This window comes from Nocardia sp. CY41 (assembly GCF_009829325.1).
Taxonomy (GTDB): domain Bacteria; phylum Actinomycetota; class Actinomycetes; order Mycobacteriales; family Mycobacteriaceae; genus Nocardia.
In genome coordinates this window covers 145,782-168,445 of sequence record NZ_VUOS01000022.1, presented here as the reverse complement: position 1 = coordinate 168,445, position 22,664 = coordinate 145,782, and the positions used below count along the sequence as shown (strand labels likewise).

Below are 22,664 nucleotides of genomic sequence, written 5' to 3'. Positions count from 1 at the left end.
TCGCGGCCCGCCCCGGCCCGCTAGGGTCGTCGGCGTGCGTACCAACCGGAAATCCCTCGTCCTGTTCACCGCACCGGTGCTCGTGCTCGCCGCCTGCTCGTCCGGGCCGGACCAGCCCGACACCGTGGCCGGGCAGTTCGCCGAAGCGCTGAACAGCGACGACATCGCCGCGGCGGCCGCGCTCACCGACAACCCGGCGGCGGCTTCCGACACCCTCGGCGCGCTCTACGAGGGGCTCGGCAAGGACGTCCGCTTCGAGGTCCGCTCGGTCGGCGACAACGGTTTCGCGCTGGCCGCCACCTGGAAGCTGGGCGACGACGGCAAGTCCGAGTGGACCTACACCACCGACGGCACCGCCCACGACGACGGGAACGGGTGGCGGGTGAAGTGGGATCCCGCCACGATCGCTCCCGGGCTGGCCGCGGGACCGTTGAGCTACAGCAGGGTCTATCCGGCGCCGGCCCGCATCCTCGACGCCGCGGGCGGCGAACTGATGACCGAGCAGATCGTCACGCTGGTGAACGTCGCTCCCAGCGCCGACCTCTCCGCGGTCGCGGATCTGCTCGGTCCGCTCGCGCCCGGCCTCACCGCGCCGTCGCTGCAGACGGAACTGGCGGCGGCGCAAGGAAAGCCGGTCACCGCGATCACGCTCCGCGAGAGGGACCTCGCCCCGATCCGGGATCGCCTGAGCGCGCTGCCCGGCGTCACCCTCGCACCGCAGACCCGGCTGCTGACCACCGACAAGGCGCTGGCCGCGCCGACTCTGTCCGGACTGGCCGAGTTGTGGCAGCAGTCCGCCGACGCGCACGCCGGGTGGGCGGTGCGGGCCCAGACGCCGCAGGGCACCGAGCGCGTCGCCGGTACCGATCCCACGCCCACCGCCGACATCGCGACGACGCTCGATCTCGGTGTGCAGCGCGCGGCCGAGGCGGCGCTCGCCCCGGTCGCTCAGCCCGCCGCGATCGTCGCCTTGCGACCGTCGACCGGCGAGGTCGTCGCGATCGCGCAGAACGCCCCGGCCGACGCGCAGGGGCCGATCGCGCTGACCGGACTCTACCCGCCGGGGTCGACCTTCAAGACGGTCACCGTCTCCGCCGCGTTGCAGGCGGGCACCGTGACACCCGATACCGTGCTGCCCTGTCCCGGCACCGCGAACATCGAGGGCCGTCGCATCCCCAACGACAACAACTTCGATCTCGGTTCGGTGCCGCTGCACACCGCGTTCGCCCGGTCCTGCAACACCACGATGGGCTCGCTCGCCGTGCAGTTGCCGGCCGACGCGCTGACGAAAGCGGCCGCACAACTCGGGCTCGGCGTCGATTACGTCACACCGGGCCTCACCACGGTCACCGGAAAAGTTCCGGCGGCGGGCACCTCCGCGCAGCGTGTCGAGTCGGCGATCGGTCAAGGGCAGGTGACAGCGTCGCCGTTCGGCATGGCCCTGGTCGCCGCGTCCATCGCTCGCGGCGCGGTGCCCGCGCCCACGCTCGTCACCGGCAAGCCGGGCACCCCGGACCGCACCCAGGACGCATTGCCGCCACAGGTCGACGACCAGCTGAAAACCATGATGCGCGAGACCGTCACCGACGGCACCGCGACGCAATTGCGCGACCTTCCCGGGCTGCTCGGCAAAACCGGTACCGCGGAATACATCGACGACAAGCACGCGCACGGCTGGTTCGTCGGCATCGACGGCGACCTGGCGTTTTCGGTGTTCATCAGCGACGCGGGCAGTTCCGCTCCCGCGGTGGAGGCCGCGGGGCGGATGCTGCGTGCCCGCGAATAGTCCGTTTCGGGCGATTTGGGGCCGCGAGATGGCCCGGCTGACGCGTACGAGCATTCCGGCGCCCGCTACACTCATCCCCGGACCGCGTGAGTAATCAATATGCGGGATGTCACGATTTCGAGAAGGTTCGGAGTAGGCGCCATCGATACCGGTCAGTTGATCGCGGAGCATTACCGCCTGGTCGAGCGGATTGGTAGCGGCGGCACGGGCGTGGTCTGGCGTGCCGTCGACGAACGCCTCCAGCGCTCCGTGGCCGTCAAGCAGATCCACATCCAGCCGAGCCTGCCCGAGGCCGAACGCGACGTGGTCCGCCAGCGCGCGATCCGGGAAGCCCGCAACGCCGCCCGCTTCCAGCATCCGAACGCGATCGTCGTGTTCGACATCACCGAGCACGAGGGCGATCCCTGCCTGGTGATGGAGTATCTGAAATCCAAGAGTCTCGCCGCCGTGATCGCCGCCCAGGGCACCCTGCCGCTGACCCAGGTCGCGCGGATCGGCGAGCAGGTCGCCTCGGCGCTGATCGCCGCGCACCAAGCGGGCATCGTGCACCGCGACGTGAAACCGGGCAACATCCTGCTCGACGATCACGGCACGGTGAAGATCACCGACTTCGGCATCTCCCGCGCGACCGGCGACGTCACCCTGACCGAGACCGGACTGATCTGCGGCACCGCCGCCTACCTCGCGCCCGAGGTCGCCCGCGGCTCCGATCCCAGTCCCGCCTCCGACGTGTTCGCGCTGGGCGCCACGCTGTTCCACGCGCTCGAGGGGGAGCCGCCCTACGGTGCGGGTTCCAACCCGCTCGCGGTGCTCTACGCCGCCGCGAACGGTCAGCTGAGCGAACCGCGCAACGCCGGGCCCGCCACGGATTTCCTGCTCGACCTGCTCAGCCCCGAGCCGCGCGAGCGCCCGAGCATGCGGGCCGCGCGCGACCACCTCGCCGCGTTCGCCGACGCCGGTCCGGCCCCGGTGGCCGCCGGGTTCGTGCCCGCCAGCGAGGCGTTCGCCCGGCCGCGAGCGGGCCAGCCGGAATCGGCGACCCGCGAGCTGCGCCCCTCGGCGATGGCCTCGACGCCCTACACGCCGACCGAGCGCCAGCCGCGTCCCCGCCCCGCGCCCGCGCCGCCCGCCCACCCGGACGCCGCGACGCACCCCCGCACGATGGCGCAGCCGCGTCCGGTGCAGCGGCAGGGTTCGTCGGGCAAGCGCCGCGCGGTGCTGATCGGCGCGCTGATCGGCGCGATCGTGGTGGCCGGAGCCTTCATGGTGAACCTGCTGAGCTCGTCGGGCTCGAACACCACTGCCGCTCAGGGCAATTCCTCGTCGGTTGTCGCGTCGACGCGACCGGGCGGCAACACCACGTCGGCCGCGGCGCCGGTGGGGGAGACGAAGAGCGTCGGCAAGGCCGATCCACGGCAGTCCATCGATCAAGTGGTGGACTTCTACAACAATCTGACGTACTTGAGCTTCTCCGCGGCGTGGAAGCAGCTGACCCCGGCCGCCCAGCAGGTCTACGGCAGTCAGCAGGCGTTCGAGACCTACTGGACGCAGAACCGGGTCACGGGCTTCAACACCGTCGACGCGGCCGGTGGCGGGTCCGGCGCCAATGCGGACGGTTCGGTGGACGTCAACGTGGCCAGCGTGACCTACGGCGGCCAGAACAAATCGGTGACGCTCCGGTTGGTCAATCCCGGCAACGGGTCCTCGCTCATCGACAGCGACACCCGCTGACGGGTGTGCAGGTTCCGCAGTTCCATCCGAAACCGCTCGCAGTAGGTCCGGACGAGAGCGACGCCACACCTCGGCGCGCACCGGGCATGCCTCCGGCGGCCGGACCTGCGCACACCGGCCCGGCGCGGCCCGGCCGCCCCGACCGCGCGGATAACGGCCGACGGTCGCCCATTAGGCTGGTAGCGGCAACTTTCCTGTTGCGGAATCAGCTGGAGACAAGGACCGACACCACATGACATCCCGCATCGAGCTCGCCCGCGTCGATCTGCGCGGTCGTACTCCCTCCGTCGCCGAGCTGCGCGCCGCGCTGCCGCGCGGGGGAGTCGACGTGGACTCGGTGCTGCATCAGGTGCGTCCGGTGGTCGAGGCGATCCGCGATCGAGGCGTGTCGGCCGCGCTGGAGTTCAGCGAGCGCTTCGACGGGGTGATCCCGGCGACGGTGCGCGTGCCCGCGGCCGAGCTGGAGGCCGCCCTGGAGCGGCTGGACCCGGCGGTCCGCGCCGCGCTGGAGGAGTCCATCGCCCGGGCGCGCAAGGTGCACGCCGATCAGCGGCGCGCCGACAAGACCACCGAGGTGGTGCCCGGCGGCACCGTCACCGAGCGCTGGGTGCCCGTCGAGCGGGTCGGCCTGTACGTGCCGGGCGGCAACGCCGTCTACCCGTCCAGCGTGGTGATGAACGTGGTGCCCGCCCAGACCGCGGGCGTCGGGTCGCTGGTGGTGGCCTCGCCGCCGCAGGCGCGGTTCGGCGGGCTGCCGCACCCCACCATCCTGGCCGCCGCGCAGCTGCTCGGCGTCGACGAGGTGTGGGCGGTCGGCGGCGCCCAGGGCATCGCGCTGCTGTCCTACGGTGGCTTGGACACCGACGGGGCGCAGCTGGAACCGGTCGACCTGATCACCGGGCCGGGCAACATCTACGTCACCGCGGCCAAGCGGCTGTGCCGCGGCCTGGTCGGCATCGACGCCGAGGCGGGTCCCACCGAGATCGCCGTTCTGGCCGACGCGACCGCGGATCCGGTGCACGTCGCCGCCGACCTGATCAGCCAGGCCGAGCACGACGTGCTGGCCGCGAGCGTGCTGGTCACCGACAGCGAGCAGCTGGCCGACGCGGTGGACGCGGCGCTGACCGCGCAGCTGACCGTGGTCAAGCACGCCCACCGGGTGAGCGAGGCGCTGCGCGGCAAGCAGTCCGGCACCATCCTGGTCGACGACATCGAGCAGGGCCTGCGCGTGGTCAACGCCTACGCCGCCGAGCACTTGGAGATCCAGACCGTCGACGCGGCAGCGGTCGCGGCCAGGGTGCGCAGCGCGGGCGCGGTGTTCGTCGGCGCGTATGCGCCGGTCAGCCTGGGCGACTACTGCGCGGGCTCCAATCACGTGCTGCCCACCGCGGGCTGCGCGCGGCACTCCTCCGGTCTGAGCGTGCAGACCTTCCTGCGCGGCATCCACGTCGTGGAGTACACCGAAGCGGCCCTCAAGGACGTCGCGGGCCACGTGGTGGCGCTGGCGAACGCCGAGGACCTGCCCGCGCACGGCCAGGCCGTGCAGGCGCGTTTCGAGGCCCTGTCGTGACGCGCGCGGCGAGCGCGCCCGGCGCGGGCCTCACCCTGGACGATCTGCCGCTGCGGGAGAACCTGCGGGGCAAGAAGCCCTACGGCGCACCGCAGTTGACGGTCCCCGTGCAGCTGAACACGAACGAGAACCCGCATCCGCCCAGCCGGGCGCTGATCGACGACGTCGCCGAGTCGATCCGCGCGGCCGCGGCGGACCTGCACCGTTACCCGGACCGCGACGCGGTCGCGCTGCGCACCGACCTGGCGCGGTATCTGACCGCGCAGACCGGCGTCGAGGTCGGCACCGGCAACGTCTGGGCGGCCAACGGTTCCAACGAGATCCTGCAGCAGCTGTTGCAGGCCTTCGGTGGGCCCGGCCGCAGCGCCTTGGGTTTCGTGCCGTCCTACTCGATGCACCCGATCATCTCCGAGGGCATCGACACCGAATGGATCGAAGCAAAGCGCGGCGCCGACTTCTCTCTCGACATCGACCACGCGTTGGCCGCCATCGCCGAGCGCTCGCCGGACGTGGTGTTCGTGACCAGCCCGAACAATCCCACCGGGCACAGCGTTCCGCCGGACGACCTGGCTCGCATCCTCGCGGCCGCGCCCGGCATCGTGGTGGTGGACGAGGCTTACGGCGAGTTCTCCGCGCAGCCCAGCGCCATCGGGCTGATCGACCGGTTCCCGGCGAAGCTCGTGGTCACCAGGACGATGAGCAAGGCCTTCGCGTTCGCGGGCGGGCGGCTCGGCTATCTGGTCGCCGCGCCCGCGGTGATCGACGCGATGCTGCTGGTGCGTTTGCCCTATCACCTGTCGGTGGTCACCCAAGCCGCCGCGCGCGCGGCCCTGCGGCACGCCGAGGAGACCCTCGGCAGCGTCGCCGAACTGGCCGCGCAGCGTGACCGGGTGGCGGCCGCGCTGCGCGGACTCGGTTACGACGTGATCCCCAGCGACGCCAACTTCCTGTTGTTCGGCCGCTTCGCCGACGCCGCGGCCAGTTGGCAGCGCTACCTCGACCACGGCGTGCTGATCCGCGACGTCGGCCTGCCCGGCTATCTGCGCACCACCATCGGCCTCGCCGCCGAGAACGACGAACTGCTGCGGGTCAGCGCGGTGCTGGCGGGCACCGAACTGGCACCGCGATGAACCAGCGCCGAGCAGCGTTCGGCGCCGATCCGATTGGACGTGAGCATGAGTAGGACCGCCCGGGTGGAGCGGGTCACCAAGGAATCCAGCATCGTCGTCGAGCTGGATCTGGACGGCACCGGCAAGACCGAGATCGCCACCGGCGTGCCGTTCTACGACCACATGCTGACCGCGCTGGGCGCGCACGCGAGCTTCGACCTGACGGTGCGCGCGGAGGGCGACATCGAGATCGAGGCACATCACACGGTCGAGGACACCGCGATCGTGTTCGGTCAGGCGCTGGGCAAGGCGCTGGGCGACAAAGCGGGGATCCGCCGGTTCGGCGACGCCTACATCCCGATGGACGAGACGCTGGCGCACGCCGCGGTCGACGTGTCCGGCCGCCCCTACTGCGTGCACACCGGCGAGCCGGAGCACTTGGTGCACACGGTGATTCCCGGTTCCGGCCCGGGCGCGCCGTACTCCACCGTGCTCAACCGCCACGTGTTCGAGTCGATCGCGCTCAACGCGCGCATCGCCCTGCACGTGCGGGTGCTCTACGGACGCGATCAGCACCACGTCACCGAGGCCGAATTCAAGGCGGTGGCGCGGGCGCTGCGGGCCGCGGTGGAACTCGACCCCCGGGTGAGCGGGGTTCCGTCGACGAAGGGGACGCTGTGAGCGCGAAATCGGTGGCTCTGCTCGACTACGGCTCCGGCAACCTGCACTCCGCCGAACGGGCGCTGGCCCGGGCGGGCGCGCAGGTCGAGGTGACCGCCGACCCGGAGGCGGTGCTGGCCGCCGACGGCCTGGTCGTCCCCGGTGTCGGCGCGTTCGCCGCGTGCATGGCGGGACTGCGCGGCGTGCGGGGCGAGCGCCTGATCGGTCAGCGGCTCGCCGGCGGCAGGCCGGTGCTCGGCATCTGCGTCGGCATGCAGATCCTGTTCGAACGGGGCGTCGAGTTCGGCGCGGAGACCGACGGGTGCGCCGAATGGCCCGGCACGGTGGAACGGCTGTCCGCGCCGGTGCTGCCGCACATGGGGTGGAACACCGTCTCCGCCCCGTCCGACAGCGTTCTGTTCGCGGGGCTGGACGCGGACACCCGCTTCTACTTCGTGCACTCCTATGCCGCGCAGACCTGGGACCTGCCGCCCAGCGAGCACTTCGCCGCGCCCAAGCTGACCTGGTCCGAGCACGGGGTGCCGTTCCTGGCGGCGGTGGAGAACGGCGCACTGTCGGCGACCCAGTTCCACCCGGAGAAATCCGGTGACGCGGGCGCCCACCTGCTGCGCAACTGGGTGAACTCGCTGTAGGGGCCGGTCCCGCGCATCGGGGCGCGGGACCGCCCGCCCGGTCAGTGCTTGCGGACCTTGCTGACCAGCCAGCGTCCGTCGACGTTGTCCACGGTGACGGTCATCGCCATGCGGCTGGTCTGCGGGAGACCGTCGGTTTCGTCGCTGGTCACCGTCCGCACCACGTCGACGTCCACCTCGGCCCGGCGGTCGTCGCCGGAGACGATGCGGCAGTCGGCCGAGTTGGCCTCGGCGCGGATGTGCGCGGCCTCCGCGCTGGACTGGATGTTGGCGCGGAAGCTCTCGAACTCCGCCCGGAACTCTCCGGTGCTGAGGTCGAGCATCCGGCGGGCGTGCTCGCCGAACCGCGCGTAGTCGTAAGTCGCGGCGGCGTAACCGAATTCGCAGCCCGCCAGGCGCGCCTCCTCCGGCGCGGCGGCGGTGGCGGCGGGTGCGGCGACGAACGCCGCGGAGCAGGCGGCTGCCGAAAGCGACAGGGCGGCAGCCAGTGTGGATCGTGACATGCACTTCCTCGGTGCGAAGGGGAAGCGGCGACCGGGGGTGATCGCCGAGCGGAGACGATACCGCCCGCGCCGCCCGAACCGGAGCGATGTCGCGGCGGGATCTCGCCCGGTGTCCGGCTGGTTCCGCCGGTCTCGCACCCGCGAGCCCCGCCGCGCACTCGGTGCGATCCATCGCAAACCGGGTGCGCCGGCGCCCGACTTTCGGGCCGGTGTTTCCGGGTAGACCCCGAGCCGTCTATCGGGGCTCGCTCCGGATCCGCAGGTGACGGCCCTGGATCTACAACCTGTGGCCGCGGGCCTCGATCCTGTTCGACGACCGGAACGCGCACACGCTCGCCGAGATCGAACGCGCGGCGACGGAATTCCAGATCGGTCAGGGCCTACGGATCGCCGCGGCCGCGGCGACGGCGGTGCTCGCCGCCCTGGCCTGCTACCGCGCCCGGGTGCTCGCCACGCCCTGATCACGGACGCGTGCCGGTGGACCAGATCGGGGTGGTCTCCACCCGGGACAGGCGCCAGCCTTCCTCGGTCCGGACCGCGTCGAAGCGATAGACCTCACCGAGGGTGTACTGCGGTTGCGGAATCGTCCCGTCCGTGGCGGCGGGCGCGAAGGTGGCGATCAGGTTGGCCCGGACGTCGGCCGCATCGCCACGCGGGTCGATCAGCACGTTGCCGATGACGTGCTGAATGCGCTGGTCGGCGCGGTGGTTCCGGCTCGCCTGCGCGATCAGCGCCGCGCGACCCTCCGCCGTGCCGCCGGGTGTCTTCGCGGTGGCATCGGCGGTGTAGATCGTCCGCAGGTCGTCGAAGCGGCCCTCGTCCAAGGCGCGGCCGAGCCGGTCGACCAAGTCGGTGATCTGTCTGCGGTCCAGCAGCTCGCGCACTTCGGCGGTCGGGGTCGCCGTACCGGAGGCGCAGGCGGCGGTGAGCGCGGCCGGCGGCAGGGCCAGCAGGGAGAGGGCGAGGCGAAGGGTACGCATCGGGGGTGCCTTTCGTTGAATGTTGGCGAGTCCAACATTGGTGATGCCAACGTAGCAGATTGTGGGTCGTGCCAACAAGTTTTGCTAGAGTGAGCGCATGGACATCCCGCACGAGGTCGCCGCCGAACGGCTCCGGGCCTTGCCGACCCGGCTGGTCAATCAGGTGGCGCTGGTGGCGAACCGGGCCACCGAGCGGGCGCTGGAGTCCACCGGGTCCCGTCGTCACCACTACGCGCTGCTGGCCACGCTCGCGGAATTCGGTCCGGCGAGCCAGGCCGAGCTGGGTAGACGCACCCGCATCGACCGCAGCGACATCGTCGCCACGGTGAACGACCTGGCCGAGCGCCGGTTCGTCGAGCGCAGCCCCGATCCCGCCGATCGCCGCCGCAACATCGTCACCCTCACCGCGGGGGGCGCCCGCCACCTGGACGACCTCGACGAGCGCCTGACAGCCGCCCAAGACGAACTGCTGCCCGGCTTCTCCGAGCGGGATCGGCACACCCTGGTCACGCTGCTGACCCGCATCCTGGACGCCCACGCCGCCGGCTCGCCGCGGTGATCGAGGTCGCATCCGCGCAGGCCCAGCGCCCGGACGCGGCCGGGTAACCACTAGGCTGCTCTCGTGAGTCTTGTGCTGCTACCCGCCGTCGATGTCGCCAACGGAGAGGCCGTGCGCCTCGTACAAGGAGAAGCCGGGAGCGAGACCAGCTACGGCTCGCCGCGCGAGGCGGCGCTGGCTTGGCAGGAAGCCGGCGCGGAGTGGGTGCATCTGGTCGATCTGGACGCGGCCTTCGGGCGCGGCTCGAACCGGGAGCTGCTCGCGGGCGTCGTCGGCGAACTCGACGTGAAAGTGGAACTGTCCGGCGGCATCCGCGACGACGAGAGCCTCGAGGCCGCCCTGGCCACCGGCTGCGCCCGGGTCAACCTCGGCACCGCCGCGCTGGAGGACCCGGTCTGGTGCGCGAAGGCCATCGCCCGGCACGGCGAGCGCATCGCCGTCGGCCTGGACGTGCGCATCGTCGACGGCGAGCACCGGCTGCGCGGCCGCGGCTGGGTCAGCGACGGCGGCGACCTGTGGGAGGTGCTCGAGCGCCTGGAACGGGACGGCTGCTCGCGTTACGTGGTGACCGACGTGACCAAGGACGGCACGCTCACCGGCCCGAACCTGGACCTGCTGCGCGAGGTGTGCGCGGCCACCGACGCCCCGGTCATCGCCTCCGGCGGCGTCTCCACCATCGCGGACCTGGTCGCGATCGCCGAACTGGTGCCGGACGGCGTCGAGGGATCGATCGTCGGCAAGGCGCTCTACGCGGGCCGGTTCACCCTGCCCGAGGCGCTGGCCGCGGTGAGATGACCCAGGACCTGTCGCGACTGCTCGCCGAGGCGAGCGAGGTCCTCGACTCGGTGCGCTCGCGGTTCGCCGAGGGCATCGGCGCGCCGAGCGCGGTCGAGAAGGGCCGCAACGATTTCGCCACGGAACTCGACCTCGAGCTGGAGCGCACCGTGTCCGCCGAGTTGCTGCGGCGCACCGGCATCGAGGTGCACGGCGAGGAATTCGGCGGACCGCAGCTCACCTCCGGCACCGCCTGGGTGCTGGACCCGATCGACGGCACGTTCAACTACTCCTCCGGCCATCCGCTGTCGGGCATGCTGCTCGCGTTGGTCCGCGACGGGGAACCGGTGCTGGGACTGACCTGGCTGCCGTTGCTCGGCCGCCGCTACGCCGCCATGGCGGGCGGTCCGGTGCTGCTGGACGGACGGCCGCTGCCGCCGCTGCCGCGCGGCCGACTCGCCGAGGCCATGATCGGTTTCGGCGCGTTCAACGTGGACTCCGACGGCCGCATCCCCGGACAGTTCCGCTTCGACCTGCTCGGGCCGCTGAGCAGGCTGTCCTCCCGGGTGCGCATGCACGGCTCGACCGGCATCGATCTGGCGTTCACCGCCTCCGGCGTACTCGGCGGCGCGATCGTGTTCGGGCACCATCCCTGGGACAACGCGGCGGGCGTCGCCCTGGTGCGGGCGGCGGGCGGCGTGGTGACCGACCTGGTGGGCCGGCCGTGGACCATCACCTCCGGCTCCGTGCTCGCGGCCGCGCCCGGCGTGCACGAGGAACTGCTCGACATGATCTGCACGGTGGCCGACCCGGCGGCCGCGGAGAAAGGGTGAGGCAATGACGTTGGCCGTACGGGTGATCCCGTGTCTCGATGTCGACGCGGGACGCGTGGTCAAGGGCGTCAACTTCGAGAACCTGCGCGACGCGGGCGATCCCGTCGAACTGGCCGCACTCTACGACGCGCAGGGCGCCGACGAGCTGACCTTCCTCGACGTGACCGCCTCCACCGGCGACCGCGGCACCATGATCGACGTGGTGACCCGCACCGCCGAGCAGATCTTCATCCCGCTCACCGTCGGCGGCGGCGTGCGCACGGTCGAGGACGTGGACCGCCTGCTGCGCGCGGGCGCGGACAAGGTGTCGGTGAACACCGCGGCGATCGTGCGGCCGGAGGTGCTGCGCGAGATGTCCGAGCGATTCGGCTCGCAGTGCATCGTGCTGTCGGTGGACGCGCGCACCGTGCCGGACGGGCAGCCGGACACGCCGTCCGGTTGGGAGGTGACCACGCACGGCGGTAAACGCGGCACCGGCATCGACGCCGTGGAATGGGCGGTGCGCGGGGCCGAGCTCGGGGTGGGCGAGATCCTGCTGAATTCGATGGACGCCGACGGCACCAAGGCCGGTTTCGACCTGCCGATGATCCGCGCCGTGCGGGCGGCGGTCACGGTGCCGGTGATCGCCAGCGGTGGCGCGGGCGCGGTCGAGCACTTCGCCCCGGCCGTGCACGCGGGCGCCGACGCGGTGCTCGCGGCCAGCGTGTTCCACTTCGGCGACCTCACCATCGGCCAGGTCAAGGAGTCGATGCGGGCGGAGAAGATCGTCATCCGGTAGCGGCTGGCGGAAATCCGCCGAGCCGGAAGGCGGTTCCCGGCGGCGCGGTTGCATCGGGCATGACCATCGGAATCGCGCTGTCCCCGTTCGCTCTCGATGCCACCGGCAACGCTGTGGACGCGGCGGTGTCGCTCGGGGCGTCGGCGGCCGCCGCGGGACTGTCGTCGCTGTGGTTCGGCCAGACGTTCAGCCACGACGCCATCGCGCTGGCCGGGATCGTCGGCCGCGCCGTGCCCGAAGTCGCGGTCGGCACCTCCGCGGTCCCGATCATCGCGCGGCATCCGCTGCTGATCTCCGGTCAGGCGCAGACCGCGCAGGCCGCCACCGGCGGCCGGTTCACGCTCGGGTTGGGACTCGGCGCGAAAACCTTCGCGGAGCCGGTATTCGGCGGCTCCTTCGACCGGCCGATCACCCGATTGCGCGAGTTCCTCACCGCGCTGCGCACCGTGCTGCACACCGGCACGGTGGATTTTCACGGCGAGACGCTCACCGCCGCCGCTCCGCTGCCCGCCGCGGTGGCCGGCGCGCACCCGCCCGTGCCGATCCTGGTGGCCGCGATGGGGCCGCAGGCACTGCGCGTCACCGGTGAGCTGGCCGACGGCACGCTGCCCTTCCTGGTCGGCCCGAGCGCGCTGGCCGAGCACATCGTCGCGCCGCTCACCGCCGCGGCCGAGCGGGCGGGACGCCCGGCGCCGCGGATCACCGTGCTGGTCCCCGGCGTCGTCACCGCCGACGTGGAGGCCGCGCGTGCGGCCGCCGCGGCCCAGACGGCGTTCTACGACGACATCCCGTCCTATGCCCGAATGATCGAGCTGTCCGGGGCGTCCCGGGCGGCGGAACTGGTCGTGATCGGTGGCGAGGAGCTGATCGCGGCCCGCGTCGCGGAGTACTTCGCGGCGGGCGCGACGGAGGTGGTCTTCTCCCAGACCGATCTGACCACCCTGGACGACCAGCGGCGCACCTGGGCGGTGCTGGGTGAACTCCAGCGCTCCCACGTGGGCTGACCGCGCATGTCCGGCGGCGGACGGCCCTGTTATAACGGTGCTATGAGTCTCGATCCCGCAATCGCCGCCCGTCTCAAGCGCAACGACGCCGGGCTGGTGTCGGCCGTCGCGCAGGAACGCGCCACCGGTGACGTGCTGATGGTCGCGTGGATGGACGACGAGGCGCTGGCGCGCACGCTGGAAACCCGTAAGGCGACGTACTATTCGCGCTCCCGGCAGCAGTACTGGGTCAAGGGGGAGACCTCCGGCCACACCCAGTACGTGCACGAAGTGCGACTCGACTGCGACGGCGACACGATCCTGCTGGTGGTCGATCAAGAGGGCGCGGCCTGCCACACCGGCACGCACACCTGCTTCGACTCGGACGTGCTGCTGGCCGCGCGCTCCTGACGGCGCCCGGCTAGGCGCCGTTCGAGCGGTCGTTCCGACTGGCCGGGGCGAGTCCGCCGAGCTGGTCGAGCGCGGCGGCGAGCCGCTCGGCCAGCAGCTCGCCGAGCTCGGCGACCTGGGCTTTCTGCGCGTCGTCCAAGCCGTCGAAGACCAAGTGACGCACCGCCTCGAGATATCCGGGAGCGGCTTCGACGACCTTCACGTAGCCCTCGTCGGTGAGCACGGCGTGCACGCCGCGCCGCCCCGCCGTGGCGGAGCGCTGCGCCCACCCCATGCGCTCCAGCTTGGAGACCACGTGCGACAACCGCGATAACGATGCATTTGCCTTGTGGGCGAGCTCACTCATCTGCAGTCGGTGGCCCGGTTCCTCCGACAACAGGGTCAGTACCCAGTACTCGAAATGCGTCACGCCGGACTCGCGCTGCAGCTGGGTGTCCAGAGCTCCCGGCAGCCGGGTCATCAACGCCACGATCGCCCGCCACGCGCGTTGTTCGACCGGGTCGAGCCACTTCGTCACTGTGTGCCTTCTTTCAAGCCAAGTGACGTGGTTTTGTTCGTAGTCCTAGTGATTGTCGAAAAGCTTGTGCACAGTCACCCGCGACATCGAGTTTGCCACGACTTCGCTCGACCGTCATAAAGATGCTGCGTGGCGTGAGTTCACTCACACGTTCGGTGGCGGCGTCTCCTCGGTCTTCGGAGTAGCCGGGTGTGTGCGCCGCCACCTGCGCAGTAGCAACAGCGCGACGGCGATAAGGAATAGCAGCGTCGCGATCACGGCGCCGGTGAGCGCGGCGCCGCGGAATGCGGGCGCGTCGACATCCAGGATCCGCTCGCCCGCGTGGGCGGCGCTGCTGTTGCCCAGCACGATGGTCAGTGTCATCAGGTTGGGGATCGCGAACAGGATCGCGACGACCGCGGCCGCCCCGGCCAGGAACCTGCCCGCCTTTCGCCGCCACACCAGCACGGCGAACAACAGCAGGAAAAGGGTGACGAGGGTGCAGAATCCGCCGAAGAACAGACCCCAGCCGATGCCCTTGGCGAAGCTTCCGTGCACCATCGACCCGACCCGCTGCGCCCACCAGCGCGGGATGAACGCGGACAGGATGACGTAGCAGACGACCAGGACCGCGAGGATGACGGCGCCGCCGATGATCCGTGTGCGCCAGACGGCTGCCGCGGGTTTGCGCTCGCCCGGCTGAACGTCGGTCGGAGTCATGGTTCCAGCCTAGGCCGCCCTGTCGGCGGGAACCGGCTGCGGCGCGCGGGCTACCGGTTGCGCAGGTAGTTCAGGGCTTCGTCGGCGTGCACGGCGGCGCGCAACTCGCCGGTGATGATCTTGCGAATGGAGCGGTCGGTGTCGACGACAAAGGTTTGCCGCTTCACCGGCGCCAGTTTGCCCAGTAGCCCGCGCTTCACCCCGAACTTCGCGGCGACCGCGCCGTCGGCGTCGGACAGCAACGGATAGCCCAGGCGCTGCTTCTCGGCGAACCCGGCCTGGGTGTCCACCTTGTCGGTGGAGATGCCGACGCAGGTGGCGCCGAGCGCGGCGAATTCGGCGGCGAGGTCACGGAAGTGGCAGGCCTCGGCCGTGCACACCGGCGTATTGGCCGCGGGATAGAAGAAGAGGACCAGTGGACCGTCCGCCAGCAGCGCGCCGAGCGAACGGGGGGTGCCGGACTGATCGGGAAGCTCGAAATCGGGGGCGAGCTGTCCTTGCTGCATACCCGGGAACACTACCGGGCGCTTGGTCGAAGCGGATATCGCGTTCCCGCGTGGGAACCTGTCGCTCGTGCCCGTCGATGCGCCGCCTGGGATCCGATCGCCGCGTCGGTGGGCGGGCACGAGCCGGGGTGCGAGGGCGGCTACGCGCCGATGAGCGCCGCCACCTCCGGATTCTTGATCGCCATCACATCGAGGATGCCGTGGGCGCGCAGGAACGGCCGCAGCTCTTTGATGCGGTCGCTGTGCACGGCGTACTCGTCGGGGAAACGGTTCTTGTCCAGGGACTCCAGTGCTTTGACGTAGGTGACGAAGGAGGCGAGCGCATTACCGGGAGCGCCTTGCGCGCGGACGGGATGGCTCGTGCCCGCCGTCCGCGGAGTATGGCGGTGCGGGGCGCTGTGGTTCGGGACGTGCCGAGAACCCTCGGGCGCTACCGATGGCGAGGGGTACATCAGTTGTCTCCTCTCGAGATGGATACCGCATGCGACGTGGAACGCCGCGAGTGTAGTGAGCGGCGCCACACCTCCGGCGGCCGCGTGGGAACCGGACGGTCGACCTGATTTGTCGGGTTTGTCGCCTCCGGCGTCGCGACATCGGCACCGCTCACCGGCCGACCGACCCGGCCTGGGATGATGAGTGCATGCCAGGCGCGTCCACTCCCACCACCACGACCCGCGAACAGTTCCATCAGCTGGCCGCGGAGCACCGGGTGGTCCCGGTGACCCGAAAGGTCCTGGCGGACTCCGAGACTCCGCTGTCGGCCTACCGCAAACTCGCGGCGGACCGGGCCGGCACGTTCCTGTTCGAGTCCGCGGAGAACGGCCGGTCGTGGTCGCGCTGGTCGTTCATCGGCGCGGGCAGCCCGTCGGCGCTGACCGTCGTGGACGGCGAGGCGGCCTGGCTGGGCAGCGTCCCGGCCGACGCGCCCTCCGGCGGCGATCCGCTGCGGGCCCTGCGCGAGACGCTGGAGTTGCTGCGCACCGAGCGCCTGCCCGGGCTGCCGCCGCTGACCGGCGGCATGGTCGGATACCTCGGCTACGACGCGGTGCGCCGGATGGAGCGGTTGCCCAGCCTGGCGGTCGACGACTTGCGACTGCCGGAGATGGTGCTGCTGCTGGCCACCGATCTGGCCGCGTTCGACCACCACGAGGGCGCGATCACGCTGATCGCCAACGCGGTCAACTGGAACGGCACCGCCGAGCGGGTCGACGAAGCCTACGACGACGCGGTGGCCCGGCTGGACCGGATGACCGCCGCGCTCGGCGCACCCGCGGATTCCACCGTGTCGGTGTTCGACCGGCCCGAGCCGCGGTACCGGCGCCGGCGCACCACCGAGGAGTTCGGCGCGGGCGTGCGCCGCCTGGTGAAGGAGATCGAGGCGGGCGAAGCGTTCCAGGTGGTGCTGTCGCAGCGTTTCGAGATGGACTACGACGGGGCGCCGATCGACCTGTACCGGATGCTGCGCGCGTCCAATCCGAGCCCGTACATGTATCTGCTGCACATCCCGGACGGCGCGGGCGGCACCGCGTTCTCCATCGTCGGCTCCAGCCCGGAAGCGCTGGTCACCGTGAAAGACGGTGTGGCGACGACCCATCCGATCGCGGGGACCCGCTGGCGCGGCGGCACCGAGGAGGAGGACCTGCTGCTGGAGAAGGGCCTGCTCGCCGACGAGAAGGAGAACGCCGAGCACCTCATGCTCGTCGATCTCGGCCGCAACGACCTGGGCCGGGTGTGCGAGCCGGGCAGCGTGCGGGTCACCGAGTACCGGCACATCGAGCGCTACAGCCATGTCATGCACCTGGTGTCGACGGTGTCGGGCCGGTTGGCGCCCGGCCGCATCGCGCTGGACGCGGTGCGCGCCTGCTTCCCGGCGGGCACCTTGTCCGGTGCGCCCAAGGTGCGCGCGATGGAGCTGATCGAGGAACTCGAACCGACTCGGCGCGGCATCTACGGCGGCGTCGTCGGATACCTGGACTTCGCCGGTGACGCCGATACCGCGATCGCCATCCGCACCGCGCTGCTGAAGGACGGCACGGCCTACGTGCAGGCGGGCGCGGGCGTCGTCGCGGATTCGGATCCGGAGTACGAGGACGTGGAATCGCGCAACAAGGCGATGGCGGTGCTGAAGGCGGTGGCGGCGGCCGAAACGGTGCGCGCCTACGGCGCGGAGCCGGGTACGGCGGACGGCGGGGCGCTATGACGGCTGCCCATCCCGAAGACGAATCGGGCCGGGCGCGGGAACCGGTCCCCGAGACGAACGCGGCACAGCAGGCACCCGGGCCGGCGGAGAGCTCCGTGACACCGACCGAGGCACCGGGCGAGGCGACCGAGTCCCGCCGCAACTACCCGGTGGCGCCGGTCGCGTTGCTCGCCGTCGCAGCCGCCGCGCTGTGGGCGTCGTCCCGGATGACCTGGGTGACGATCACCTCCTCGGACGGCCTCACCCAGCCCCGCACCGATCACCTCGACGGTGGTGTCTGGTTCGGCGCGCTCACCCCGCTGGCGCTGGTGCTGCTCGCGTCGATCGCGGCGGTGCTGGCCACCAAGGGCTGGTTGCGCCGCGTGGTCGGCGTGCTCATCGCGTTGGTCGCGGCGGTGGCCGCGGTGCCCGCGTTCGCGCTGCTGACCAATTCCGGCAAGACGGCCGAACGCGCCGCGACGCTCGCCGAGCTCCCGGCGCGCGCCCAGGTCGAGACGGCGACCACATCGGCGTTCCCGGCCGTGCTCGCGCTGCTCGGCGCGATCGCCGCGTTCGGCGCTGGCGCACTGCTGGCCCGCATGCCCGCCGAGTCGGCGCGGCTGTCCGGCAAGTACGACAACCCGGTGTTCCGGCGCGCCGCCGCCTCGGCGGAAGTCACGCAGCGGCGCGCGGACGACCCGTCGGCTCCGCAGCTGTCCGAACGCGTGCTGTGGGACGCCCTGGACGCGGGCACCGACCCGACCGACGAACCCGCGCCCGGGCACGAACCGCCGGCGGACCCCGACCACGGGGAGGCGGGCCGACGTGGCCGCTGAGCTGTCCCCGCGCGGCGGGTGTGGCGGGTGCCACCTTGCGCGGAGCCCTTCCGCGTGGTTCAACCCGAGCCCCGGCGCATACGCGCCCGGTAGGTCCATTTATTCTTTGTCAGCATCGGTGAGACAGCGCCTGGGGGGATTCTCAGGTAGCAAGTCCGTCTCCCCAGAAAGGATTCGAGCCAGATGACGGTACTCGACTCGATTCTCGACGGGGTCCGCGCGGATGTGGCCGCTCGGGAAGCCCTTCTCGACTTCCAGGCGGTCAAGGCGGCCGCCGCGGCGGCGCCCGCGCCGCTGGACGCCCGCGCGGCGCTGCTCGAGGACGGCATCGGCGTGATCGCCGAGGTCAAGCGGGCCAGCCCGTCCAAGGGCGAACTCGCGGACATCCCGGACCCGGCGAGCCTGGCCAAGGCCTACGAGGACGGCGGCGCGCGGATCATCAGCGTGCTCACCGAGGGCCGCCGCTTCAACGGGTCGCTGGACGACCTGGACGCGGTCCGCGCCACGGTGAACATTCCGATCCTGCGCAAGGACTTCGTCGTCGGCCCGTATCAGATCCACGAGGCGCGCGCGCACGGCGCGGACGTCATCCTGCTGATCGTGGCGGCGCTGGAGCAGGACGTGCTGTCCTCGCTGATCGACCGCACCGAGTCGCTGGGCATGACCGCGCTGGTGGAGGTGCACACCGAGGAGGAGGCCGACCGCGCACTGGAGGCGGGCGCGTCGGTGATCGGCGTGAACGCCCGCAACCTCAAGACGCTCGAGGTCGACCGCGACGTGTTCGCGCGGATCGCGCCCGGCCTGCCCACCGAGGTCATCCGGATCGCCGAGTCCGGCATCCGCGGCACCGCCGACCTGCTGGCCTACGCGGGCGCCGGCGCGGACGCCGTGCTCGTCGGTGAGGGACTGGTGACCAGTGGCGACCCGCGCGCGGCGGTCTCCGAGCTGGTGACCGCGGGCACTCACCCGTCCTGCCCGAAGCCGGCGCGGCGGGGCCGGTGACCGGCGTGACGGCGGTACCCCAGGCCAGCGACGGCGTCGCCCAGCGCAGCGGCCACGAGCCGGACGTGGGCGGGCACTTCGGCGTCTACGGCGGCAGGCACGTCCCCGAGGCGCTGATGGCGGTCATCGAAGAGGTCACCGCCGAGTACGAGAAGTCCCGGCTCGACGAGTCCTTCCTCAACGAACTCGACCGGTTGCAGCGCGACTACACCGGGCGCCCGTCGCCGGTGTTCGAGTGCACGCGCCTGGCCGAGCACGCGGGCGGCGCCCGCATCCTGCTCAAGCGCGAGGACCTGAACCACACCGGCTCGCACAAGATCAACAACGTGCTCGGCCAGGCGCTGCTCGCCAAGCGGATGGGCAAGAACCGGGTGATCGCGGAGACCGGCGCGGGCCAGCACGGCGTCGCCACGGCGACCGCGTGCGCGCTGCTCGGCCTGGATTGCGTCGTCTACATGGGCGCGGTCGACACCGCGCGCCAGGCGCTGAACGTGGCGCGCATGCGCCTGCTCGGCGCCGAGGTGATCTCGGTGACCTCCGGCTCCCAGACGCTCAAAGACGCCATCAACGAGGCGTTGCGCGACTGGGTGACCAACGCCGACGACACCTACTACTGCTTCGGCACCGCGGCGGGGCCGCACCCGTTCCCGATGCTGGTGCGGGATTTCCAGCGGATCATCGGCATGGAGGCCCGCGCCCAGGTCCAGGCCGCCACCGGCAGGCTGCCCGACGCCGTGGTCGCGTGCGTCGGCGGCGGATCCAACGCCATCGGCATTTTCCACGCGTTCCTCGACGACGCCGACGTCCGGCTGATCGGCTACGAAGCGGCCGGGGACGGCGTCGACACCGGCAGACACGCCGCCACGTTCACCGGCGGGACGCCGGGCGCGTTCCAGGGCGCCTACTCGTACCTGCTGCAGGACGAGGACGGCCAGACCATCGAATCGCACTCGATCTCGGCGGGCCTCGACTACCCGGGCGTCGGTCCGGAGCACGCCTATCTCAAGGACGTCGGCCGCGCCGAGTACCGGCCGATCACCGACACCGAGGCGATGGACGCACTGCTGCTGCTCAGCCGCAGCGAGGGCATCATCCCGGCGATCGAGTCGGCGCACGCGGTAGCGGGCGCGCTGCAACTGGGCAGGGAACTCGGGCCGGGCGCGATCATCTTGGTGAACCTCTCGGGCCGGGGTGACAAGGACATGGACACGGCAGCGCGGTGGTTCGGGCTGTTCGACGAGCCGAAGGAGCAGGGCCGGTGAGCCAGCAGTCCCGCTTGGCGAACACCTTCGCCGCCTGCCGCGCCGAAGGCCGCGCCGCGCTGATCGGCTATCTGCCCGCGGGCTACCCCGATCTGGCCGGGTCGATCGAGGTCGTGCGCGCCATGGTCGACGCCGGATGCGACATCGTCGAGGTCGGCGTCGCCTACTCCGATCCCGTGATGGACGGCCCCACCATTCAGGCCGCCGCCGAACAGGCGCTGCGCGGCGGCGTGCGGGTGCGCGACGTGTTCTCGGTCGTCGAGGCGATCACCGGCGCCGGGGGCCAGGCCGTCGTGATGAGCTACTGGAACCCTGTGCTCAAGTACGGCGTGGATTCCTTCGCACGGGACCTGGCCGCCGCGGGCGGCTCGGGCATCATCACCCCGAACCTGATCCCGGAGGAGGCCGACGACTGGTTCGTCGCCTCGTCCACGCACAATCTCGATCGCATCTTCCTGGTCGCGCCGTCGTCCACCGAGGAGCGCCTGGTGAAGACGCTGGAGGCCAGCCGCGGCTTCGTCTACGCGGCGTCGACCATGGGCGTCACCGGAGCTCGGGACATGGTGTCCTCGGCCGCGCCCGCGTTGTGCGCGCGAATCCGGGCCCACTCCGACATCCCGATCGGCGTCGGGCTGGGTGTTCGCTCCGGGGCGCAGGCCGCCGAGATCGCGTCCTACGCCGACGGCGTCATCGTCGGATCGGCGCTGGTGAGCGCGGCGGGCCAGGGGCTGGACGCGGTGCGTGCGCTGACGGCGGAACTCGCCGACGGCGTGCGGTCGGCGACCGTCGCGTCCTAGCAACCGCTTGCGGCGCGGTGCGCGCCGATCCTCTGACCGGACACGGGTGCGCTGCGAATCGGCAGCCGCCGTAATGCGCCCGCCCGGTGCCACGCTGACCCGGGATCGGCCGCTCGGCGCCGGGTGAGCGGGCCCGCCCGCGACAAGGGCGGTGCGGTGGTGGCGAGGCGTGCGGGCATCTCCGCTACGGTGGCCCCGTGACGTTACGAGTCCTCGCAGACAGTGTCCTGGCCGACGGCGGCGTCAGCGGCGCCGTGCTGGCCTACCTTCCCAGCCCCGCGCGCGGCGTCTGGCAGCTCGGGCCGTTCCCGCTGCGGGCGTACGCCCTGTGCATCATCCTCGGAATCATCGTCGCGATCTGGTGGGGCGAACGGCGCTGGCGCGCCCGCGGCGGGCAGCCCGGCGCCATCCTGGACGTCGCGATGTTCGCGGTGCCGTTCGGCCTGGTCGGCGGCAGGCTCTATCACGTGGCCACCGACTGGCAGAAATACTTCGGCGCGGACGGCAATCCCGTAGACGCGCTGAAGATCTACCAAGGCGGACTGGGCATCTGGGGCGCGGTTCTCCTCGGCGGCGTCGGGGCGTGGATCGGCTGCCGGGTGTACAAGATCCCGTTGCCCGCCTTGGGCGACGCCGTCGCGCCGCCGATCCTGCTGGCGCAGGCCATCGGCAGAATCGGAAACTACTTCAACCAGGAGCTGTACGGGCGCGAGACCGACGTGCCGTGGGGCCTGGAGATCTACCGGCGGGTGGGCGACGACGGCCGGCTCGACATGATGAACGGCGTCTCCACCGGCGTGGTGGAGAAGGTCGTGCACCCCACGTTCCTGTACGAGCTGCTGTGGAACCTGCTCGTCGTCGTGCTGCTGGTGTACGTGGACAAGCGTTTCCGGATCGGCCACGGGCGCCTGTTCGCGTTGTACGTCGCCGGTTACTGCTTCGGACGGTTCTTCGTCGAACTGATGCGCGCCGACGAGGCGACGAAGATCGCGGGTATCCGGATCAATTCGTTCACCTCCGCCGTCGTGTTCCTCTGCGCGATCGCCTACTTCCTGTTCGCGACGAAAGGCCGCGAGACGCCCGAGCAGTTGCGACCCGGCGCGAGCCCGCGGCCGTGGCCGTGGCAGTTCCGCGCGCTGCGCGCCGCCGGGGCGGCCCCGGCCGAGAAGCCCTCGGCGGCCGGCGGATCCGAGACCGGGACCGCTGCCGTCGGGTCGGAGAGTGTGCCGGAGGCCGAACCCCGTCCGACGGAAGGACGACGGGAGAACGAGACCGCCGAGCCTGCGGCCGAGTCCTCCGGAACCGCCTCGGAATCGGCGGATTCGGGAAAGACGGCTTCGGACAAGAACTGATCGCCCGGGGCGTGGCCGGGTGCGCGTGCGGACTCGGCCCGCTTCGCGATGCGTCCGGTCGGCAATCGAATCCTCCTCGGTGGCAACGATCGAGCGATCGGCGGCGATAACTACGCGGAGGACCGAACCTTCCGGGCGCGACAAGCCGGTCTATCCCGGTGACAATGGCTCCTGATCGTCGCGA

At 71.4% G+C, this 22,664-nt stretch carries 24 protein-coding genes; 18 read left to right on the top strand and 6 right to left on the bottom strand.

Going from position 1 to position 22,664, the window contains the following annotated elements; genetic code table 11:
• Nucleotides 1-34 precede the first annotated feature (34 nt).
• The 6 genes from GVY64_RS24720 to hisH all read left to right on the top strand — a co-directional run bounded on the left by GVY64_RS24720 (nt 35) and on the right by hisH (nt 7,509).
• Nucleotides 35-1,786 carry a penicillin-binding transpeptidase domain-containing protein gene (locus GVY64_RS24720; protein WP_159845871.1) on the top strand — a complete coding sequence of 584 codons (1,752 nt, stop codon included), beginning with the start codon at nt 35-37 and terminating at the stop codon, nt 1,784-1,786.
• A 99-nt stretch (nt 1,787-1,885) separates the two neighbouring features.
• Nucleotides 1,886-3,517: a serine/threonine-protein kinase gene (locus tag GVY64_RS24715; protein WP_159845868.1), complete on the top strand. Its 1,632-nt coding sequence runs from the start codon at nt 1,886-1,888 to the stop codon at nt 3,515-3,517.
• Nucleotides 3,518-3,749: 232 nt separating this feature from the next.
• Nucleotides 3,750-5,087, top strand: a complete 1,338-nt coding sequence (hisD, locus tag GVY64_RS24710) for a histidinol dehydrogenase (protein ID WP_159845865.1) — start codon at nt 3,750-3,752, stop codon at nt 5,085-5,087.
• Nucleotides 5,084-6,217 carry a histidinol-phosphate transaminase gene (locus GVY64_RS24705; RefSeq protein ID WP_159845862.1) on the top strand — a complete coding sequence of 378 codons (1,134 nt, stop codon included), beginning with the start codon at nt 5,084-5,086 and terminating at the stop codon, nt 6,215-6,217. Before hisD ends, GVY64_RS24705 begins: the two co-directional genes overlap by 4 nt.
• Before the next feature lie 45 nt (nt 6,218-6,262).
• Nucleotides 6,263-6,877, top strand: coding sequence for an imidazoleglycerol-phosphate dehydratase HisB (gene hisB, locus GVY64_RS24700; protein WP_159845859.1), 615 nt, complete (start codon nt 6,263-6,265; stop codon nt 6,875-6,877).
• Nucleotides 6,874-7,509, top strand: coding sequence for an imidazole glycerol phosphate synthase subunit HisH (gene hisH, locus GVY64_RS24695; RefSeq protein ID WP_159845856.1), 636 nt, complete (start codon nt 6,874-6,876; stop codon nt 7,507-7,509). Before hisB ends, hisH begins: the two co-directional genes overlap by 4 nt.
• A gap of 41 nt (nt 7,510-7,550) precedes the next feature.
• Here hisH and GVY64_RS24690 read toward each other — a convergent pair whose 3' ends face one another.
• Complete coding sequence (locus GVY64_RS24690; protein WP_159845853.1) at nt 7,551-8,012, bottom strand: hypothetical protein; 462 nt, start codon at nt 8,010-8,012, stop codon at nt 7,551-7,553.
• Between the two features lie 461 nt (nt 8,013-8,473).
• Nucleotides 8,474-8,992, bottom strand: a complete 519-nt coding sequence (locus GVY64_RS24685; protein ID WP_159845850.1) for a nuclear transport factor 2 family protein — start codon at nt 8,990-8,992, stop codon at nt 8,474-8,476.
• A 97-nt stretch (nt 8,993-9,089) separates the two neighbouring features.
• On the opposite strand from GVY64_RS24685, the gene GVY64_RS24680 reads away from it, so the two are divergent.
• The 6 genes from GVY64_RS24680 (at nt 9,090) to hisI (ending at nt 13,330) form a co-directional block, all read left to right on the top strand.
• Nucleotides 9,090-9,551 carry a MarR family winged helix-turn-helix transcriptional regulator gene (locus tag GVY64_RS24680; protein ID WP_159845847.1) on the top strand — a complete coding sequence of 154 codons (462 nt, stop codon included), beginning with the start codon at nt 9,090-9,092 and terminating at the stop codon, nt 9,549-9,551.
• Between the two features lie 63 nt (nt 9,552-9,614).
• Nucleotides 9,615-10,346 carry a bifunctional 1-(5-phosphoribosyl)-5-((5-phosphoribosylamino)methylideneamino)imidazole-4-carboxamide isomerase/phosphoribosylanthranilate isomerase PriA gene (gene priA / locus GVY64_RS24675; RefSeq protein WP_063022395.1) on the top strand — a complete coding sequence of 244 codons (732 nt, stop codon included), beginning with the start codon at nt 9,615-9,617 and terminating at the stop codon, nt 10,344-10,346.
• Nucleotides 10,343-11,158: an inositol monophosphatase family protein gene (locus GVY64_RS24670; RefSeq protein WP_159845844.1), complete on the top strand. Its 816-nt coding sequence runs from the start codon at nt 10,343-10,345 to the stop codon at nt 11,156-11,158. Before priA ends, GVY64_RS24670 begins: the two co-directional genes overlap by 4 nt.
• A gap of 4 nt (nt 11,159-11,162) precedes the next feature.
• The gene (gene hisF, locus GVY64_RS24665; RefSeq protein WP_159845841.1) at nt 11,163-11,936 is read left to right on the top strand and encodes an imidazole glycerol phosphate synthase subunit HisF; all 774 of its coding nucleotides are present in this window, start codon (nt 11,163-11,165) and stop codon (nt 11,934-11,936) included.
• 59 nt (nt 11,937-11,995) lie between these two features.
• Nucleotides 11,996-12,940 (top strand): TIGR03564 family F420-dependent LLM class oxidoreductase, encoded by a 945-nt coding sequence (locus GVY64_RS24660; protein ID WP_159845838.1) that lies wholly within the window; start codon nt 11,996-11,998, stop codon nt 12,938-12,940.
• Between the two features lie 42 nt (nt 12,941-12,982).
• The gene (gene hisI / locus GVY64_RS24655; RefSeq protein WP_040777184.1) at nt 12,983-13,330 is read left to right on the top strand and encodes a phosphoribosyl-AMP cyclohydrolase; all 348 of its coding nucleotides are present in this window, start codon (nt 12,983-12,985) and stop codon (nt 13,328-13,330) included.
• Nucleotides 13,331-13,340: 10 nt separating this feature from the next.
• Here hisI and GVY64_RS24650 read toward each other — a convergent pair whose 3' ends face one another.
• The 4 genes from GVY64_RS24650 to GVY64_RS24635 form a co-directional block, all read right to left on the bottom strand.
• The gene (locus GVY64_RS24650; protein ID WP_159846028.1) at nt 13,341-13,790 is read right to left on the bottom strand and encodes a MarR family winged helix-turn-helix transcriptional regulator; all 450 of its coding nucleotides are present in this window, start codon (nt 13,788-13,790) and stop codon (nt 13,341-13,343) included.
• Nucleotides 13,791-13,991: 201 nt separating this feature from the next.
• Nucleotides 13,992-14,546, bottom strand: a complete 555-nt coding sequence (locus GVY64_RS24645) for a permease (RefSeq protein ID WP_159845835.1) — start codon at nt 14,544-14,546, stop codon at nt 13,992-13,994.
• Between the two features lie 50 nt (nt 14,547-14,596).
• On the bottom strand, nt 14,597-15,052 hold the full coding sequence (locus tag GVY64_RS24640; protein ID WP_159845833.1) for a peroxiredoxin: 456 nt from the start codon (nt 15,050-15,052) through the stop codon (nt 14,597-14,599).
• Nucleotides 15,053-15,192: 140 nt separating this feature from the next.
• Nucleotides 15,193-15,504, bottom strand: coding sequence for a hypothetical protein (locus tag GVY64_RS24635; RefSeq protein ID WP_159845830.1), 312 nt, complete (start codon nt 15,502-15,504; stop codon nt 15,193-15,195).
• 188 nt (nt 15,505-15,692) lie between these two features.
• Here GVY64_RS24635 and GVY64_RS24630 point away from each other — a divergent pair, with 188 nt between their 5' ends.
• The 6 genes from GVY64_RS24630 to lgt all read left to right on the top strand — a co-directional run bounded on the left by GVY64_RS24630 (nt 15,693) and on the right by lgt (nt 22,480).
• Nucleotides 15,693-17,252 (top strand): anthranilate synthase component I, encoded by a 1,560-nt coding sequence (locus tag GVY64_RS24630; protein ID WP_159845827.1) that lies wholly within the window; start codon nt 15,693-15,695, stop codon nt 17,250-17,252.
• 95 nt (nt 17,253-17,347) lie between these two features.
• Nucleotides 17,348-18,067 (top strand): TIGR02234 family membrane protein, encoded by a 720-nt coding sequence (locus GVY64_RS24625; protein ID WP_236567136.1) that lies wholly within the window; start codon nt 17,348-17,350, stop codon nt 18,065-18,067.
• Nucleotides 18,068-18,250: 183 nt separating this feature from the next.
• Nucleotides 18,251-19,069 carry an indole-3-glycerol phosphate synthase TrpC gene (trpC, locus tag GVY64_RS24620; protein WP_040777193.1) on the top strand — a complete coding sequence of 273 codons (819 nt, stop codon included), beginning with the start codon at nt 18,251-18,253 and terminating at the stop codon, nt 19,067-19,069.
• Nucleotides 19,070-19,074: 5 nt separating this feature from the next.
• Nucleotides 19,075-20,331: a tryptophan synthase subunit beta gene (gene trpB / locus GVY64_RS24615; protein ID WP_442939625.1), complete on the top strand. Its 1,257-nt coding sequence runs from the start codon at nt 19,075-19,077 to the stop codon at nt 20,329-20,331.
• The gene (gene trpA, locus GVY64_RS24610) at nt 20,328-21,128 is read left to right on the top strand and encodes a tryptophan synthase subunit alpha (RefSeq protein WP_159845818.1); all 801 of its coding nucleotides are present in this window, start codon (nt 20,328-20,330) and stop codon (nt 21,126-21,128) included. The genes trpB and trpA overlap by 4 nt, the downstream gene beginning before the upstream one ends.
• A gap of 227 nt (nt 21,129-21,355) precedes the next feature.
• Complete coding sequence (gene lgt, locus GVY64_RS24605; RefSeq protein WP_159846026.1) at nt 21,356-22,480, top strand: prolipoprotein diacylglyceryl transferase; 1,125 nt, start codon at nt 21,356-21,358, stop codon at nt 22,478-22,480.
• Nucleotides 22,481-22,664 lie beyond the last annotated feature (184 nt).